Annotated in this window: 22 protein-coding genes; 11 read left to right on the forward strand and 11 right to left on the reverse strand. The window is 53.7% G+C overall.

Annotated elements, in window-relative coordinates:
• Positions 1-2 precede the first annotated feature (2 nt).
• From lptB to ABGB15_RS02725, 6 genes are read right to left on the reverse strand one after another with little or no spacing between them, the layout of a single operon-like run.
• Positions 3-728 carry an LPS export ABC transporter ATP-binding protein gene (gene lptB, locus ABGB15_RS02700; RefSeq protein WP_152082425.1) on the reverse strand — a complete coding sequence of 242 codons (726 nt, stop codon included), beginning with the start codon at positions 726-728 and terminating at the stop codon, positions 3-5.
• 6 nt (positions 729-734) lie between these two features.
• On the reverse strand, positions 735-1,289 hold the full coding sequence (lptA, locus tag ABGB15_RS02705; protein WP_152082424.1) for a lipopolysaccharide ABC transporter substrate-binding protein LptA: 555 nt from the start codon (positions 1,287-1,289) through the stop codon (positions 735-737).
• Complete coding sequence (gene lptC / locus ABGB15_RS02710; protein WP_152082423.1) at positions 1,258-1,833, reverse strand: LPS export ABC transporter periplasmic protein LptC; 576 nt, start codon at positions 1,831-1,833, stop codon at positions 1,258-1,260. The genes lptA and lptC overlap by 32 nt, the downstream gene beginning before the upstream one ends.
• Positions 1,830-2,396 (reverse strand): 3-deoxy-manno-octulosonate-8-phosphatase KdsC, encoded by a 567-nt coding sequence (gene kdsC / locus ABGB15_RS02715; protein WP_152084426.1) that lies wholly within the window; start codon positions 2,394-2,396, stop codon positions 1,830-1,832. Before kdsC ends, lptC begins: the two co-directional genes overlap by 4 nt.
• 14 nt (positions 2,397-2,410) lie before the next feature.
• Positions 2,411-3,397: an arabinose-5-phosphate isomerase KdsD gene (gene kdsD / locus ABGB15_RS02720; RefSeq protein WP_215722433.1), complete on the reverse strand. Its 987-nt coding sequence runs from the start codon at positions 3,395-3,397 to the stop codon at positions 2,411-2,413.
• 13 nt (positions 3,398-3,410) lie between these two features.
• Positions 3,411-4,388: a calcium/sodium antiporter gene (locus tag ABGB15_RS02725; RefSeq protein ID WP_152082421.1), complete on the reverse strand. Its 978-nt coding sequence runs from the start codon at positions 4,386-4,388 to the stop codon at positions 3,411-3,413.
• A gap of 228 nt (positions 4,389-4,616) precedes the next feature.
• On the opposite strand from ABGB15_RS02725, the gene mlaF reads away from it, so the two are divergent.
• The 7 genes from mlaF to murA all read left to right on the forward strand — a co-directional run bounded on the left by mlaF (position 4,617) and on the right by murA (position 9,410).
• On the forward strand, positions 4,617-5,429 hold the full coding sequence (gene mlaF / locus ABGB15_RS02730; RefSeq protein WP_152082420.1) for a phospholipid ABC transporter ATP-binding protein MlaF: 813 nt from the start codon (positions 4,617-4,619) through the stop codon (positions 5,427-5,429).
• Between the two features lie 7 nt (positions 5,430-5,436).
• Positions 5,437-6,219, forward strand: coding sequence for a lipid asymmetry maintenance ABC transporter permease subunit MlaE (gene mlaE / locus ABGB15_RS02735; RefSeq protein WP_152082419.1), 783 nt, complete (start codon positions 5,437-5,439; stop codon positions 6,217-6,219).
• 4 nt (positions 6,220-6,223) lie between these two features.
• The gene (gene mlaD, locus ABGB15_RS02740; RefSeq protein WP_152082418.1) at positions 6,224-6,772 is read left to right on the forward strand and encodes an outer membrane lipid asymmetry maintenance protein MlaD; all 549 of its coding nucleotides are present in this window, start codon (positions 6,224-6,226) and stop codon (positions 6,770-6,772) included.
• Positions 6,773-6,790: 18 nt separating this feature from the next.
• A complete protein-coding gene (mlaC, locus tag ABGB15_RS02745) occupies positions 6,791-7,426 on the forward strand; it encodes a phospholipid-binding protein MlaC (protein WP_152082417.1) in 636 nt (211 codons plus the stop codon).
• Positions 7,426-7,719: a lipid asymmetry maintenance protein MlaB gene (gene mlaB, locus ABGB15_RS02750; protein ID WP_152082416.1), complete on the forward strand. Its 294-nt coding sequence runs from the start codon at positions 7,426-7,428 to the stop codon at positions 7,717-7,719. The genes mlaC and mlaB overlap by 1 nt, the downstream gene beginning before the upstream one ends.
• Before the next feature lie 126 nt (positions 7,720-7,845).
• The gene (gene ibaG, locus ABGB15_RS02755; protein ID WP_152082415.1) at positions 7,846-8,100 is read left to right on the forward strand and encodes a BolA family iron metabolism protein IbaG; all 255 of its coding nucleotides are present in this window, start codon (positions 7,846-7,848) and stop codon (positions 8,098-8,100) included.
• A gap of 50 nt (positions 8,101-8,150) precedes the next feature.
• Positions 8,151-9,410 (forward strand): UDP-N-acetylglucosamine 1-carboxyvinyltransferase, encoded by a 1,260-nt coding sequence (murA, locus tag ABGB15_RS02760; RefSeq protein ID WP_100166523.1) that lies wholly within the window; start codon positions 8,151-8,153, stop codon positions 9,408-9,410.
• A gap of 63 nt (positions 9,411-9,473) precedes the next feature.
• Here the strand turns inward: murA and sfsB are convergent, their stop codons facing one another.
• The gene (gene sfsB, locus ABGB15_RS02765) at positions 9,474-9,761 is read right to left on the reverse strand and encodes a DNA-binding transcriptional regulator SfsB (protein WP_152082414.1); all 288 of its coding nucleotides are present in this window, start codon (positions 9,759-9,761) and stop codon (positions 9,474-9,476) included.
• A 230-nt stretch (positions 9,762-9,991) separates the two neighbouring features.
• Complete coding sequence (gene ispB, locus ABGB15_RS02770; RefSeq protein WP_215722434.1) at positions 9,992-10,963, reverse strand: octaprenyl diphosphate synthase; 972 nt, start codon at positions 10,961-10,963, stop codon at positions 9,992-9,994.
• 257 nt (positions 10,964-11,220) lie between these two features.
• On the opposite strand from ispB, the gene rplU reads away from it, so the two are divergent.
• The 4 genes from rplU to cgtA all read left to right on the forward strand — a co-directional run bounded on the left by rplU (position 11,221) and on the right by cgtA (position 14,061).
• The gene (rplU, locus tag ABGB15_RS02775) at positions 11,221-11,532 is read left to right on the forward strand and encodes a 50S ribosomal protein L21 (protein ID WP_003025032.1); all 312 of its coding nucleotides are present in this window, start codon (positions 11,221-11,223) and stop codon (positions 11,530-11,532) included.
• A gap of 19 nt (positions 11,533-11,551) precedes the next feature.
• Entirely contained in the window at positions 11,552-11,809 is a 258-nt protein-coding gene (gene rpmA / locus ABGB15_RS02780) for a 50S ribosomal protein L27 (protein WP_003861831.1), read from the forward strand.
• 95 nt (positions 11,810-11,904) lie between these two features.
• Positions 11,905-12,870: a DMT family transporter gene (locus tag ABGB15_RS02785; RefSeq protein WP_152082412.1), complete on the forward strand. Its 966-nt coding sequence runs from the start codon at positions 11,905-11,907 to the stop codon at positions 12,868-12,870.
• Positions 12,871-12,885: 15 nt separating this feature from the next.
• On the forward strand, positions 12,886-14,061 hold the full coding sequence (gene cgtA / locus ABGB15_RS02790) for an Obg family GTPase CgtA (protein ID WP_369064098.1): 1,176 nt from the start codon (positions 12,886-12,888) through the stop codon (positions 14,059-14,061).
• Between the two features lie 35 nt (positions 14,062-14,096).
• Here cgtA and pmrB read toward each other — a convergent pair whose 3' ends face one another.
• From pmrB to dacB, 3 genes are read right to left on the reverse strand one after another with little or no spacing between them, the layout of a single operon-like run.
• Positions 14,097-15,140 (reverse strand): two-component system sensor histidine kinase PmrB, encoded by a 1,044-nt coding sequence (pmrB, locus tag ABGB15_RS02795; RefSeq protein WP_152082411.1) that lies wholly within the window; start codon positions 15,138-15,140, stop codon positions 14,097-14,099.
• Positions 15,137-15,799, reverse strand: coding sequence for a two-component system response regulator PmrA (pmrA, locus tag ABGB15_RS02800; RefSeq protein ID WP_215722435.1), 663 nt, complete (start codon positions 15,797-15,799; stop codon positions 15,137-15,139). Before pmrA ends, pmrB begins: the two co-directional genes overlap by 4 nt.
• A gap of 2 nt (positions 15,800-15,801) precedes the next feature.
• Complete coding sequence (gene dacB / locus ABGB15_RS02805; RefSeq protein WP_152082409.1) at positions 15,802-17,235, reverse strand: serine-type D-Ala-D-Ala carboxypeptidase; 1,434 nt, start codon at positions 17,233-17,235, stop codon at positions 15,802-15,804.
• Between the last annotated feature and the right edge of the window lie 7 nt (positions 17,236-17,242).

Consider the following 17,242-nt stretch of genomic DNA (forward strand, 5'->3'; position numbering starts at 1 on the left):
TATCAGAGTCTGAAGTCTTCCCCAAGGTACACGCGCTTAACATGCTCATCTTCGAGGATTTGCTGTGGCGTACCGTGGGCAATCAGATGGCCCTGGCTGACAATATAGGCGCGTTCACACACGGCCAGCGTTTCACGAACGTTGTGGTCAGTGATCAGTACGCCCAGCCCGCTGTCGCGCAGGTGCTCAATAATACGTTTGATATCGATAACGGAGATCGGGTCAACGCCTGCAAACGGTTCATCCAGCAGGATGAATTTCGGGTTTGCGGCCAGCGCACGCGCAATCTCAACGCGACGACGTTCACCACCGGAAAGCGCCTGGCCGAGGCTGTCGCGCAGGTGTTCAATATGAAACTCTTCCATCAGCTCGTTAGCGCGGTCAGTGCGCTGTTCGCTGGTCAGATCGTCCCGGATTTGCAGCACGGCCATCAGGTTATCGAAAACGCTTAACCGACGGAAAATGGACGCTTCCTGTGGCAGATAGCCGATTCCACGACGCGCGCGTGCATGCAGCGGCAGCAGGCTAATGTCTTCGTCGTCGATGATAATGTTGCCTGCATCACGCGACACAATACCGACCACCATGTAGAAGGTGGTAGTTTTACCCGCGCCGTTAGGGCCAAGTAAACCCACAATTTCGCCGGAGTTGACGGTCAGGCTGACATCTTCGACGACGCGGCGACCCTTATAGGCTTTCGCAAGATTTTTTGCAGTTAATGTTGCCATATCGAATTAGTTACTCTTTTTCTGTGCCGGGGCCTGGTCTTTGCCTTTGTCCTGCAGCTGTGACGGAACAAGCACGGTGGTAACGCGTTTGCCTTTCTCGCTGGAGGCCTGCATTTTCTGCTCTTTCACCAGGTAGGTGATCTTGTCGCCGGTGATGTTGCTGTCCAACTGCTCCAGGTAGGCGTTGCCGGTCAGAATGACAAGATCCTTCGCCAGTTCATAATGCATATGCGTGGCGTGGCCTTTGACCGGCTTGCCGTTGTCCTGCATCTGGTAGAACGTGGCAGGATTGCCATAGCCATCAATGATCTCTTTGCCCTGCTCGCCGCCCGGACGGGTTACGACCACTTTATCGGCGTTAATTTTGATGGTGCCCTGGGTCATCACGACGTTGCCCGTAAAGGTCACGACGTTACCCTGCATATCCAGAGACTGCGTATCCGATTCAATATGAATCGGTTGTTCGGTATCACCCGTCACAGCAAGCGCGGGAAGAGTGGTCGCCAGCAGTGCACTGGCGATAATAACTTTAAGGCTGAGTTTGTTTGTTTTGAATTTCATAGGAGGTTCTAACCTTTTCAATCAGCTCGGCGTTTTTGCTGCGTAAGTTACCGCGCATTCTCAGACCGCTGGAATTAAATGTTGTGCCATACAGGGTGACCAGATCCTGCGACGTAACGTCCTGGGTAACCAGGTTGATCTGGGCATTATCCGTTGTGATTTTGCGCAGTTGCGAGTCAGCGGTCAGGGCGTTGACTTCAACATGGCCATACAGATAAAGCATACGGTCATTCGTCAGTTTTGCCCGGTCAGATTTGATCGACCACGTCGGTACTTTATCGGTATCAAAAGTGGTCATAACGGGTTGGGTAAACCAGGAGACGCCATCTTCTGAAAAATATTCCACGTGTTGGGCAATCAGGCGATAGTTCAGTGCACCTTCCGGGCTATACACCACGGTGTCGCTGTGATCGCTTTTGTATGTTGGATCGCTCGTGTTGACCACTTCTGTTTGCGTATCGTCACGGTCAGCAAGATTTACGCCAATCAATACCAGGGCGACAAGCGAAAGCAGAATGATAACCCAACGTCTGGTTTTACTCATATCGATTGCCCTTTGGCCTCATCAAGCCGGCCCTGCGCCAGCAGAAGCAGATCGCAGACTTCACGTACAGCCCCACGGCCACCGTTGATATGGGTGACATAATCAGCGCGTGGGATCAGCAGCGGATGCGCATCAGCAACGGCGACGCTGAGACCCACTTCAGCCATGACCGGCCAGTCGATCAGATCGTCTCCGACATAGGCAACGTTTTCAGGTGCGATGGCCAGTTTCCCCAGCAAATCGTTGAATGCGACCATTTTGTCAGATTGCCCCTGATACAGATGGGTAATGCCCAGCGTTTCGCAGCGATCTTCTACCAGTTTAGCTTTTCGTCCGGTGATGATGGCAACTTCAATGCCGGACGTGAGCGCGCAGCGAATACCGTAGCCATCGCGAACGTTAAATGCCTTCAGCTCTTCGCCATTATTGCCCATATAAATCAGACCATCGGAGAGCACTCCATCCACATCCAGGATCAGCAGACGGATATTTTCTGCCTTCGCCATCATGTGGGCGCTTACCGGGCCATAACAGGTTGCAAGGGATGCACCCGCATTACTCATTGTCTTATCCTTCATTACACTACGCCTGCGCGCAGAAGATCATGCATATGTACCACACCCAGCAGTTGGTCGCCATCGGCAACCATAACAGAGGTGATATGTCGGGTCTGCATCAGGTTCAGTACATCGACGGCCAGGATGCCTGGACGCACGCGAATTCCCCCCGGTGTCATGACATCGGCGATGCCCAGCGTGCGGACATCCACACCCATATCCAATACACGTCGCAAGTCGCCGTCAGTAAAGATCCCCTGAATTTTCATCTGCTCATCGCAAATGACCGTCATACCCAGATTTTTGCGGGTGATTTCCAGTAACGCATCGCGCAGCGAGGCCGCTTTGCTCACGTGAGGGATCTCATCACCGGTGTGCATAATATCGTTAACCCGAAGCAGCAGCTTACGTCCCAGCGCACCGCCTGGGTGTGACAGGGCGAAATCCTCAGGCGTGAAACCACGCGCTTCAAGCAGCGCAACGGCGAGGGCATCGCCCATGACCAGTGCAGCGGTTGTGCTGGAGGTTGGTGCCAGGCCAAGCGGACAGGCTTCTTTCGGCACTTTGACGCACAGGTGGATGTCAGCGGCACGCGCCATGCTGCTTTCGGGACGGCTGGTCATGCAAATCAGCGGAACCTGCAGTCGTTTCAGGACCGGAATCAGCGCCAGGATCTCATTGGATTCACCGGAGTTCGACAGCGCAATGACCACATCCTGCGGGGTCACCATGCCGAGATCGCCATGTGCGGCTTCACCAGGATGGACGAAGAACGACGACGTACCGGTGCTGGCAAAGGTCGCCGCCATTTTGCGTCCGATATGGCCGGATTTACCCATCCCCATGACCACGACTTTACCGGCACAGGTGAACATCTTCTCACAGGCCAGACTAAAATCCTGATTAATGTACTGATCTAACTGCGCCAGACCTTCACGTTCAATCTCCAGAACTTTTTTGCCTGCTTTCTGAAAGTCAAAATCCGGTTGCAATTCTATTTGCGACATAATGCGTTTCCGTTTACCCAGAGAGAAGAGGCGAGAGCCAGTACAGCATCGCCATCCATACGATAAATCCACCCGTCAGTAGCGCGCCCGCGCCTTTACCTATCTGACGTTTCCGTCGCCAGCAGAGCAGAGCAAAAATCACGCTCACCAGCAGCATTACTCCGTAATCGCGCGAGAACGCCAGCGGGTTAAATGGCCCTGGCGCTATCAGGGCGGGCAGTCCCGTCACGATGGCGATATTGAAAATGTTGGAGCCGATGATATTGCCAATGGCGATATCATCTTCACCTTTACGTGCGCCCGCGATGGCGGTTGCCAGCTCTGGCAGGCTGGTACCAATAGCAATGACCGTCAGGCCGATTGTCAGTTCGCTCATGGCGAAATAGTTCGCCAGCACGGTTGCGTTATCTACCACCATGCGTGTTGCCATCGGCATAATGATCAACGCGACGCCAAGCCAAAGCAGGGCGACGGGTAACGATCCTCCCCGAGGCAGTTCGGCAACGTGCTCTCGCGTCAGGCTATCGCTCCCTGCCTTTTCCGCCTGACGAGCGATTTTTACACTATACAGCAGCCAAATTCCGGCCAGTGCGAGCAGGAAAATGCCGTCATCGACGCTCAGCACGCCGTCATAAAGCACGTAGCCTGCCAGCAGGCTTACGATTAACATTAGCGGCAATTCACGGCGCAGAACATCGGAATGCACGCGAAATGGATGCAGCAGCGCGGCTAATCCTAAGATCAATAAAATATTGACGATGTTAGAGCCAATCGCGGTGCCGATAGCGAGGTCGACCTGGCCATGCAGCGATGCAGAGACAGAAACGATGATTTCAGGAAGCGAGGTGCCTGCACTGACCACCGTCATGCCAATAATGACGGGCGGCATACCGATAAGTCGGCACAGGATTGATGCTGCAAATACCAAACGGTCAGCACTGTAGACCACCAAAAGTAAACCAATTATTAACAGTGCTGTTGCTAAAAGCATCAAAAGTCCTTTCTTCAGGTATACTCGCCGGTCCACCGCGCGTGAATTAGTGGCGCTGCATACAGTCTGAGACGTAACGAATTCCTAATTTTGACTTTATGCGCCGGAAAAGTAAAACAAATGCCAGCTTTCGCTAACCTCAATGGCTAATATTCTGTAAAAATGTGGGGTTTAGGGCTGATTTAGGCTTCATGCTCAGTGTGAAGCAGGGTAAGAAAGGAACCGTAAATGAGCCAAACGATGGCGAATTTAGTCGATGTCCGTGGCGTCAGTTTTTCTCGCGGCAACCGATTGATATTTGATGATATTTCGCTGACCGTGCCGCATGGCAAGATTACCGCCATTATGGGGCCGTCAGGGATCGGTAAAACGACATTGCTGCGTCTCATTGGTGGGCAAATTCCACCTGACAGTGGCGAAATTCTCTTTGACGGTGAAAACGTCCCTGAGATGTCTCGCTCACGTCTGTATACTGTCCGCAAACGCATGAGCATGCTCTTTCAGTCGGGAGCGCTGTTCACCGATATGAATGTTTTCGATAACGTCGCCTACCCGCTGCGTGAGCATACGCATCTGCCGCCGGCGCTGCTGAAAAGCACGGTCATGATGAAACTTGAGGCCGTGGGACTGCGGGGGGCGGCCAAACTTATGCCGTCAGAGCTTTCCGGCGGTATGGCGCGCCGCGCCGCGCTGGCACGAGCCATTGCGTTAGAGCCTGATTTAATCATGTTCGACGAACCGTTCGTTGGGCAGGACCCGATCACTATGGGTGTGCTGGTGAAGTTGATTTCTGAACTGAACAGCGCGCTCGGCGTAACCTGCATCGTGGTGTCGCACGATGTGCCGGAAGTGCTGAGTATTGCTGATTACGCGTATATCGTGGCAGACAAAAAGATCGTCGCACATGGCAGCGCTCAGGCGTTGCAGGAAAATTGCGATCCGCGAGTGCGGCAGTTCCTGGATGGTATTGCGGATGGCCCGGTGCCGTTCCGCTATCCGTCCGGTGACTATCGTGACGATTTATTGGGAATAGGGAGTTAAGCCACTCATGCTGTTAAATGCGTTGGCCGCGCTCGGACACCGTGGCATAAAAACCATCAGGACGTTCGGGCGTGCCGGATTGATGTTGTTCAACGCGCTGGTCGGCAAACCGGAATTCCGCAAGCACGCGCCTCTGCTGGTGCGGCAGCTTTATAACGTCGGCGTACTGTCGATGCTGATCATCATCGTTTCCGGTCTGTTTATCGGCATGGTGCTGGGGCTGCAGGGCTATCTGGTACTGACAACCTACAGTGCGGAAACCAGCCTTGGAATGCTGGTTGCGCTCTCTCTGCTGCGTGAGCTTGGGCCGGTTGTCGCCGCGCTCTTGTTTGCCGGGCGCGCCGGGTCTGCATTAACGGCGGAAATTGGCCTGATGCGCGCAACCGAGCAGCTCTCCAGTATGGAGATGATGGCGGTCGACCCGCTGCGCCGGGTGATCTCCCCGCGTTTCTGGGCGGGTGTGATTTCGTTACCGCTGCTGACCATTCTGTTTGTGGCCGTCGGTATCTGGGGCGGGTCGCTGGTTGGCGTGCACTGGAAAGGCATTGATGCCGGTTTCTTCTGGTCTGCGATGCAGGATGCCATCGATCTGCGGATGGATCTGGTTAACTGTTTAATTAAGAGCGCGGTCTTTGCCATTACGGTGACCTGGATTGCGTTGTTTAACGGTTACGATGCCATCCCGACATCGGCGGGCATTAGCCGTGCAACGACACGTACTGTTGTTCATTCGTCGCTGGCCGTACTGGGTCTGGATTTTGTGCTCACCGCACTGATGTTTGGGAATTGAGTTCATGCAAACGAGAAAAAATGAAATTTGGGTCGGCGTATTCCTGCTGCTGGCACTGCTGGCAGCCCTGTTTATCTGCCTGAGAGCGGCGGATATCACCTCTGTTCGCACCGAGCCGACGTATCGCATCTATGCCACCTTCGATAATATCGGTGGCCTGAAGGTGCGCTCGCCGGTACGCATTGGCGGCGTGGTGATTGGCCGTGTGTCAGAAATCACCCTTGATGAGAAAACCTATCTGCCGCGTGTCGCGATGGATATTGAAGAGCGCTACAACCATATCCCGGACACCAGCTCGCTTTCTATCCGCACCTCTGGCCTGCTGGGGGAGCAATATCTGGCGCTGAACGTCGGCTTTGAAGATCCTGAGCTGGGAACGACTATCCTTAAAGACGGTAGCGTTATCCAAGATACGAAGTCCGCGATGGTGCTGGAAGATATGATTGGTCAGTTCCTTTACAACAGTAAAGGGGATGATAATAAGTCTGAAGCTGCCCCTGCGCAGGGTGAAGACCATACCAACGTCGAGCCGACGCCTGGTGCGGCGAATTAATTTCAGGAGAAGTCATTCATGTTTAAACGTCTGTTAATGGTTGCCATGCTGGTCATTGCCCCTCTCACTGCAGCCCACGCTGCGGATCAGAGCAACCCGTACAAACTGATGGATGAGGCTGCGAAGAAAACCTTCGACCGTCTTAAAAACGAACAGCCTAAAATTCGCGCTAATCCTGATTATCTGCGCGATGTGGTCGATCAGGAACTGCTGCCGTATGTGCAGATTAAATACGCGGGCGCACTGGTGCTGGGCCGTTACTATAAAGATGCCACGCCAGCACAGCGTGAGGCGTACTTTGCTGCGTTCCGTGAATACCTGAAACAGGCTTACGGCCAGGCGCTGGCGATGTACCACGGTCAGACCTATCAGATTGCCCCTGAGCAGCCATTGGGCGATGCGACTATCATCCCTATCCGTGTCACCATTATCGATCCTAACGGTCGTCCGCCGGTTCGCCTGGATTTCCAGTGGCGTAAAAACAGCCAGACCGGAAACTGGCAGGCGTATGACATGATTGCAGAAGGTGTAAGCATGATCACCACTAAGCAAAACGAGTGGAGCGACCTGCTGCGTACCAAAGGCATTGATGGCCTGACCGCACAACTGCAGTCTATCTCTCGTCAGAAAATTTCCCTGGACGAGAAGAAGTAATGTCGCAGCAACTGAGCTGGTCGCGTGAAGGTGAGACGTTAAAGCTGGCGGGGGAACTTGACCAGGATCTGCTGAATCCCTTGTGGGACGCTCGCCATGACGCAATGCAGGGCGTGACGCTGATTGATTTAAACGGCGTCACGCGAGTGGACACCGCAGGTATTGCTCTTCTGGCGCATCTGGTCGCCACAGGCAAAAAGCAGGGGATGAGCGTTGCACTGACGGGCGTAAGCGATAACGTTGTCACTCTTGCACAGCTTTATAATTTGCCCGAAGACGTATTACCTCGCTAATTTTTTCAGTACGTTACTTCTGAAAGCCCCGACAGTTTCCACGTCGGGGCTTTTTGCTTGTTTAAGACGACGCCACTTTGCTCTAAGATGTTGGGCTTGTTTTCACTATCAGATGATATAGACCCCATGGAAAATAATGAAATCCAGGCAGTGCTGATGAATGCACTCTCCCTTCAGGAAGCCCACGTCACTGGCGATGGCAGTCACTTCCAGGTTATTGCTGTGGGTGACATGTTCGACGGTATGAGTCGCGTGAAGAAGCAGCAGGCTGTGTACGCGCCGCTGATGGAATATATTGCGGATAACCGCATCCACGCCCTGTCGATTAAAGCGTTCACCCCGCAAGAGTGGGCACGCGATCGCAAACTAAACGGTTTTTGAGCTGAGGGCCAGAGCCAGCAGCACGGTTGAATTTATAAGAGAGCAAACACATGGATAAATTTCGTGTACAGGGGCCAACGCGTCTCCAGGGCGAAGTCACAATTTCTGGCGCGAAAAACGCCGCGCTGCCAATTCTTTTCGCTGCGCTGCTCGCGGAAGAGCCGGTAGAGATCCAGAACGTACCGAAGCTGAAAGATATCGACACGACCATGAAGTTGCTCACCCAGTTGGGCACTAAAGTGGAGCGTAACGGTTCCGTCTGGATCGATGCCAGCAACGTTAACAATTTCTCTGCCCCATACGACCTGGTGAAAACCATGCGTGCTTCCATCTGGGCGCTGGGCCCGCTGGTGGCGCGTTTTGGTCAGGGTCAGGTCTCTCTGCCGGGCGGCTGTGCCATCGGCGCGCGTCCGGTTGACCTGCATATCTTTGGCCTGGAAAAGCTGGGCGCGGAGATCAAGCTGGAAGAGGGTTACGTTAAGGCGTCCGTGAATGGCCGTCTGAAAGGCGCGCACATCGTCATGGACAAAGTGAGCGTTGGCGCAACCGTCACCATTATGTCAGCGGCGACGCTGGCAGAAGGCACCACCATCATTGAAAACGCCGCACGTGAACCGGAAATCGTGGACACGGCGAACTTCCTCGTGGCGCTGGGTGCGAAGATTTCCGGTCAGGGTACTGACCGTATCACCATCGAAGGCGTTGAGCGTCTGGGCGGCGGTGTGTATCGCGTTCTGCCGGATCGTATCGAAACCGGTACTTTCCTGGTCGCAGCGGCGATCTCCGGCGGCAAAATTGTCTGCCGTAATGCACAGCCTGATACGCTGGATGCCGTTCTGGCGAAGCTGCGCGATGCAGGTGCTGATATTGAGACAGGTGAAGACTGGATCAGTCTGGACATGCACGGACAGCGTCCGAAAGCGGTCAATGTGCGCACTGCACCGCATCCGGCCTTCCCGACGGACATGCAGGCCCAGTTTACGTTGTTAAACCTGGTCGCCGAAGGTACTGGCTTCATCACTGAAACCATTTTCGAGAACCGCTTTATGCACGTACCGGAACTGATTCGTATGGGGGCGCATGCCGAGATCGAAAGCAATACGGTTATCTGCCACGGCGTGGAAAAACTGTCTGGTGCGCAGGTCATGGCAACCGATCTGCGTGCGTCTGCAAGCCTGGTGCTGGCGGGTTGTATCGCGGAAGGGACGACGGTCGTTGATCGTATCTACCACATCGATCGTGGTTATGAGCGTATTGAAGATAAACTGCGTGCGCTGGGTGCGAATATCGAGCGAGTGAAGGGCGAGTAAGTTTTCCGGCACCCCCCTGCCTGACATGGCCGGGGGATTGCTGTTCCTGTCATATCGGCCGCGTTATTCCTGCGGGTCTTTCTTCGTTTTTTTCTGACGCATCATGCGTGTTCTGTCGATAAATTCATGGGTGATGGGATCGTGGTAGCGCGATGGCCAGATTATCCACGGGTGTGTGTCCAGCGCCGTCGCAATAATTAATTCCCCCTTTGGCCACGGGCGTGTCAGTGCATTCGCCAGCGTGGAAGAGCTTAACCCATTACGTCGTGACTCCGCTGCCAGTGATGTCCCTTTTTTGCGGAGCGCAGCAATAATATCAGCTGAATGCCAGTCGATGAATTTTGTATCCATAATGCTGTCCTTGTGTTCGTATTCGTCCACGTCATTTCTCGTGAAATGACAGCATTACTATATCTTGTTCGAACACGGGTTCTAAAAAGTTCGCGTTACTGGAAGCAATATTCAGAATATGACATGGCTTTATTCATGCGGCCTTTAAGCTGATGATTTAACGTGAATATGGAGTTTATGGGAGCTTATTGGAATCTCCCCGCGAGAGCCGCGGGGAGAGAGGGAAAGAATTAACGATCGCGCTGAACGGCGATGTGGGCAAGACCAATCAGTGCGTCACGCCATGGGCTGTCAGGAATAACCTGAAGTGCTTCGATGGCTTTGTCGGCCTCTTCTTCAGCACGCTGGCGCGTCCATTCAAGTGAACCACAGATAGCCATTGTTTCCAGTACAGGTTCCAGAAGATGGCGACCATTTCCCTGTTCTATCGCTTCGCGGATCATTTTTGCCTGGTCGGGCGTTCCGTTACGCATCGCATGAAGCAGCGGCAGAGTCGGTTTACCTTCGTTCAGGTCATCACCTACGTTCTTACCCAGGGTTTCGCCATCGGCGCTGTAGTCCAGTAAATCATCAATCAACTGGAATGCCGTACCGAGATAGCGCCCGTAGTCCTGTAGGCCACGCTCTTGTTCTTCTGTACATCCGGCCAGAAGGCCCGAGCACTGGGCTGCTGCTTCAAACAGGCGCGCGGTCTTGCTGTAGATCACACGCATGTAGTTTTCTTCGGTGATGTCCGGGTCGTTAACGTTCATCAACTGCAGCACTTCGCCTTCAGCAATAACGTTTACCGCCTCCGACATCACTTCCAGCACCTTGAGTGAACCGAGGCTGGTCATCATCTGGAAGGCTCGGGTATAGATAAAATCACCCACCAGAACGCTGGCCGCATTGCCAAATGCAGCGTTTGCGGTGGCTTTACCACGACGCATATCCGATTCATCCACCACGTCATCATGAAGAAGCGTGGCGGTGTGGATAAATTCGATCAGTGCCGCAATGGTGACGTGGGCATTTCCCTGATAGCCAACGGCTCTTGCGGCCAGAATGGCGATCATCGGGCGAATGCGTTTACCGCCGCCACTGACGATGTAATAGCCCAACTGATTGATCAGCTGAACGTCAGAGTTGAGTTGCTCCAGGATTGCTGCATTCACACCCGCCATATCTTGCGCGGTTAACTCGTTGATTTTTTCTAAATTCATCGCAAAAGCCGGGCTTTTCATCCTGTTTATCCCACAGAAGGTGGGTACACAAAGGGTTTCGGTTTATCAATAGTAGTGCTGATTGTACTGAAAAAACGGCTCAGATAAACGTTACCGTACGTGTTGTGTTTTTTTTCTTCATGTATTGACGGTAGCACTTGTCAAAGGCTCGCGTTTTGCGTAATATTCGCGCCCTATTGTGAATATTTATAGCGCACTCTGATTCATACGAGGATGTGCGCGGAAGCGGAGTTTATATGTACGCGGTTTTCCAAAGTGGTGGTAAACAACACCGAGTAAGCGAAGGTCAGACCGTTCGCCTGGAAAAGCTGGACATCGCAACTGGCGAATCTGTTGAGTTCGCAGAAGTTCTGATGATCGCAAACGGTGAAGAAGTCAAAATCGGCGTTCCTTTCGTTGATGGCGGCGTTATCAAAGCTGAAGTTGTTGCTCATGGTCGTGGCGAGAAAGTTAAAATCGTTAAGTTTCGTCGTCGTAAACACTACCGTAAGCAGCAGGGCCACCGTCAGTGGTTCACTGATGTGAAAATTACTGGCATCAGCGCCTAAGACCTGAGGAGAGATTTAAATGGCACATAAAAAGGCTGGCGGCTCCACACGTAACGGTCGCGATTCAGAAGCTAAACGCCTGGGCGTTAAGCGTTTCGGTGGCGAATCCGTTCTGGCGGGTAGCATCATCGTTCGTCAACGTGGTACTAAGTTCCACGCTGGCACTAACGTAGGTTGCGGTCGTGACCACACTCTGTTTGCTAAAGCAGACGGTAAAGTGAAATTTGAAGTTAAAGGCCCGAACAACCGTAAATACATCAGCATCGTTGCTGAGTAAGGTTTTCTCGGTCCGGTAACGGATTAAAGCCCCGCAACGTGTTGCGGGGCTTTTTACATTGGAAACCCGGAAAATTTTCTGTAGGGAAAACGGGCATGAAGCAGCAGGCCGGCATTGGTATTCTTTTGGCGCTCACCACCGCAATGTGCTGGGGTGCGCTGCCAATTGCAATGAAGCAGGTACTGGAAGTGATGGAGCCGCCTACGGTGGTGTTTTATCGCTTTCTGATGGCAAGCATTGGCCTGGGCGCTATCCTCGCAATTAAAGGTAAGCTGCCACCGCTGCGTATATTCCGTAAGCCGCGCTGGCTGGTGTTACTGGCTATCGCGACGGGCGGTCTGTTCGGTAATTTCATCCTGTTTAGCTCTTCCCTGCAATATCTTAGCCCCACCGCGTCGCAGGTGATTGGTCAGCTTTCACCGGTCGGCATGATGGTCGCCAGCGTCTTTATTCTCAAGGAGAAGATGCGCGGGACGCAGATTATCGGGGCGAGCATGCTGCTCTGTGGTCTGGTGATGTTCTTCAACACCAGCCTGATTGAGATTTTTACCCGGCTGACGGATTACACCTGGGGTGTGATTTTCGGTGTGGGGGCAGCAACGGTCTGGGTGAGTTATGGCGTCGCACAAAAGGTGTTATTGCGTCGCCTGGCTTCACAGCAGATCCTCTTTTTGCTGTACACTTTGTGTACAATAGCATTATTGCCGTTAGCAAAGCCGGGTGTGATTACCCAGCTCAGCGACTGGCAACTGGCGTGCCTCATTTTTTGTGGGCTTAATACGCTGGTCGGTTATGGCGCGCTGGCCGAAGCAATGGCGCGCTGGCAGGCAGCACAGGTCAGTGCATTAATTACGCTGACTCCGCTGTTTACGCTGTTATTTTCAGATTTGTTATCAATGGCCTGGCCCGATGTCTTCGTCAGACCGATGCTCAACCTGTTGGGCTATCTCGGTGCGTTTGTCGTGGTTGCGGGCGCGATGTATTCCGCCATTGGTCATCGTCTCTGGGGGCGTTGGCGCAAAAATGAAGCGGTTGTAGTAGTCCCCCGCTCAGGCGAATGAGTTACGGAGAGTAAAATGAAGTTTGTTGATGAAGCGACGATCCTGGTCGTGGCAGGTGATGGCGGCAATGGTTGCGTGAGCTTCCGCCGTGAAAAATATATTCCTCGTGGCGGTCCTGACGGCGGTGACGGTGGAGATGGCGGCGATGTGTGGCTGGAGGCGGATGAAAACCTCAACACGCTGATCGACTACCGTTTCGAAAAATCGTTCCGCGCTGAGCGTGGGCAAAACGGCCAGAGCCGCGACTGTACCGGTAAACGCGGTAAAGATGTGACCATCAAGGTGCCAGTGGGTACGCGTGTCATCGATCAGGGCACTGGCGAAACCATGGGTGACATGACCAAACATGGTCAACGCCTGATGGTGGCAAAAGGCGGCTGGCACGGTCTGGGCAACAGCCGTTTCAAATCTTCCGTTAACCGTACTCCGCGTCAGAAAACCATGGGGACGCCAGGTGATAAACGCGACCTGCAACTGGAGCTGATGCTGCTGGCCGACGTCGGTATGCTGGGCATGCCAAATGCGGGTAAATCAACGTTTATTCGTGCTGTATCCGCAGCCAAGCCAAAAGTAGCAGATTATCCGTTTACCACGCTGGTGCCTAGCCTGGGCGTTGTCCGTATGGATAATGAAAAGAGCTTCGTGGTTGCTGATATCCCAGGGCTGATTGAAGGCGCAGCGGAAGGTGCCGGTCTGGGGATTCGCTTCCTGAAACACCTTGAGCGTTGTCGCGTCTTGCTGCATCTCATCGATATCGATCCTATCGACGGTTCCGATCCGGTTGAAAACGCCCGTATCATCATCGGCGAGCTGGAAAAATACAGCGAAAAACTGGCGGATAAACCGCGCTGGCTGGTCTTTAACAAGATCGACCTGATGGATAAAGCAGAAGCCGAAGCAAAAGCCAAAGCGATTGCCGAAGCGATGGGTTGGGAAGATAAATATTACCTGATCTCTGCTGCAAGCCAGGTTGGCGTGAAAGACCTCTGCTGGGATGTGATGACCTTTATCATCGAGAACCCCGTTGTTAAGGCGGAAGAGGCGAAACAGCCTGAAAAAGTCGAATTCATGTGGGATGACTACCACCGTCAACAGCTCGAAGAGCTGGAAGCGGAAGAAGATGATGAAGACTGGGACGATGACTGGGATGAAGACGACGAAGAAGGCGTCGAGTTCATCTACAAGCATTAATTCCTGCAAGAAGCCCCTGTTAAGGGGCTTTTTTTTTAGCCTAACGTTGACGGCAACCAGCAACTGGCGATTAAGCCGCCCTCAGCGCCATTCTCCAGCGTTAAGTTGCCATGATGGAGCTGAACGATGCGCTGAACAATACTCAGCCCCAGGCCGCTCCCTCCGTAGCGCTGGTCAAGCCGACGGAACGGTTCGGTGATGGACTGGCGATGGGCTTCATCGATACCCGGCCCTTGATCAATCACGCTGACCTGAGTGCCACCGTCCTTTTCCGTCAGCTTCACCGTAATCGTCGTCCCTGTCGGGCTGTAGCGTGCAGCGTTCTCCAGCAGATTCCTCAGCATCAGGCGCAGCAGAACCGCGTCTCCCTGAACCGTTAGCGGGCTTTTTTCGGGCCAAATTACCGTGTGTTCTTTGGCTTCATGCTCAAGGCCCAGCGGTGCAATGATGTTCTCTGTCCAGGTGACGGTATCGTAATGTCCGCTTGCCATCGCTTGCCCGGCACGCGCCAGCATCAGCAGTTGCTCAACGGTATGCATCAGTTGATCGATACGGCTAATTAATGCCGTAGCCTGTGGTGAGCCAGACTGAGCCATTAATTCCAGATGCAGCCTGATCCCGGCGAGAGGTGTTCGTAACTCGTGGGCGGCGTCGGCGGTGAAGAGGCGTTCCTGCTGGATGGTATGATCCAGACGAGCCAGCAGTTGATTCAACGAGGTGGTGACCGCGCCAATCTCTTCCATGTCAGAATACATAGGCAGGGGCGTGAGATTGTCGGCTGAGCGGTTAGCGAGACTGGCTCGCAGTTTGTTGAGCGGCCGGGTTATCCACGTGACGGCCCAGAATGAGAAGAACAGGGTAAAACCGACCATCACCAGAGAAGGAACCAGCAGCGAGGCGATTGCCTCGCGGATCTCTTTCTCGACATGGTTGTTACGTGCTTTGGCCGACAGGGTTTCATTTACCAGAAAGCCAATTTGCTCGCGGCTCTCATGCCACAGCCAGACCACGCTTATCAGTTGAAAAAATAACAGAATCACCGCCAGCAGAACCATCAATCGCCGACGCATGCTGTTCATTTTTGGCTCTCCAGACGATATCCCACGCCGCGTACGGTTTTAATTCTGTCCTTGCCGAGCTTACGGCGCAGATTATGAATGTGAACCTCCAGGGTATTTGATCCCGGATCGTCCTGCCAGGAGTAGATATCCTGTTGCAGCGTTTCACGGTGCACCGTCTGCCCGCTACGCATGATCAGCCGCGTCAGCAGGGCAAACTCCTTTGGCGTGACTTCAACAGGCAGAGATTTACGCAGCACCTGCTGCGTTTGCAGGTTCAGCGTGATATCGCCGTCGGTCAGCAAATTATCGCTGTGCCCCTGATAGCGGCGGATCAGCGCCCGCACGCGTGCCTGCAGCTCTGCGAGGGCAAAGGGTTTCACCAGATAGTCATCCGCACCGGAATCCAGCCCGTTAATGCGATCTTCAATGGCATCACGCGCTGTGAGGATCAGCACCGGATTGTCGACGCCGCGACGCCGCCACTGGCTCAGCAGCGTGGCACCATCTTTATCGGGTAAACCTAAGTCGAGGATCACCAGACTGTACTCGCCACTCTGGATCAACGCATCGGCCTCGGCCGCCGTGGCGGCACAATCAAGGGCGTATCCTTCATTCGCCAGCGCGAGCGCCAGCCCTTCCTGCAATAACAGATCGTCTTCAACTATGAGTAGTTTCATCGCTAGTTATTCTGGTAGATGTCCTTGTATAGCCTGCTTTCGAAGCGTACCAGAGGAATTCGACGATTACGCTGGTCAGCGGGTTCGACGGCATAGCCGGAAAGATACTGCACGAACGCCATGCGTTGCCCGCTGGCGGTAGTGATAAAGCCTGCAAGGTTGTAAACACCCTGCAGTGAACCTGTTTTGGCTGAGACTTTGCCATCAACGCCTGCAGCGTGAAGCCCCGCGCGGTACTGCAGCGAACCATCGTGTCCGGCAAGCGGCAACATGGTAATAAAGTTTAGCTCAGTGTCATGCTGGGCAATGTACTGCAGCACCTGCATCATGGTGGCCGGGGAAATCAGGTTATGGCGCGATAACCCGGAGCCATCAACGGCGATGGTATTGCCAAGATCGATCCCCGCCTGCTGACGCAGGATCTGACGTACAGCATCGGAGCCGGCACGCCAGGTTCCCGGAACGCCGAAACGCGCGTGACCAATCATGCGGAACACCGTGTCAGCAATCATGTTGTCAGACTTTTTCAGCATTATCTTAAGCAAATCGTGCAGTGGCGCAGATTGTTTGCTGGCGATCACCGTACCAGGCTGATTAACCTGCGTCTGGCGCAGCAGCGAACCGGTATAAGTAATTCCTGCCTGCTTGAGTTCGTCTTTAAGAATGGCACCCGCATAGCCCGCACCGTCCTGAATGGCGAAAGCCAGCGGCAGCGGATCGGCACGCTGCGTCAGGCAGCCAGTCAGCGTATAGCGGTTCAGATCGCCCGGAACCACATCCAGCTCGCAATACTGCGCATCCGGGGAGCCTTTAGCCAGAGTACGTACCTGGCTAAACATGGTGACCGGGTAGTACGAGGCCACGCGGATAAACGCTAAATCATTAGGTTTTGGTGCGCTGTAAAGCGACACGGAGAAGCAGTTACGGTCAACAATAGCGGCGGCTGGCGGTGCGCTAAAGCACTGCGTCATGTCGTTCCACGGCCAGCCTGGCGCTTTATCGTGGCTGGCGAAAATGGAGGTGTCGATCAGCACGTTGCCATCGATCTTCTGCACGCCGGATTTTTTCAGCACCGCCACCATGTTGCGGATATCCTGGCGCTTAAAGGTTGGGTCCCCTCCGAAGCGGGCAATAAGATCGCCTTTCAGCTCACCGTCTTCAACGTTACCTTTGGTTTCAAGGGTCGTGGTAAAACGGAAGTCAGGCCCGAGCTGGAGCAGGGCGGCGAGTGCAGTGATCACCTTCTGGGTACTGGCAGGCAGCGCCATTTGTTGACTGTGATAGTCAATATTGGGTGCCTGTGCACCAACCTTCTGCACCATCAGTGCAAGGTTAGCGCCTGCAGGCAACTGATTAATGTATTCATCAACATTCGCGGCCTGAACGGTGAACGTTATACTGGTAGTCAATCCGATGATAAAACTGGAAAATCGCATAATCTCG

Source organism: Enterobacter sp. MALB-1 (assembly GCF_041021625.1).
Lineage (GTDB): Bacteria > Pseudomonadota > Gammaproteobacteria > Enterobacterales > Enterobacteriaceae > Enterobacter > Enterobacter oligotrophicus.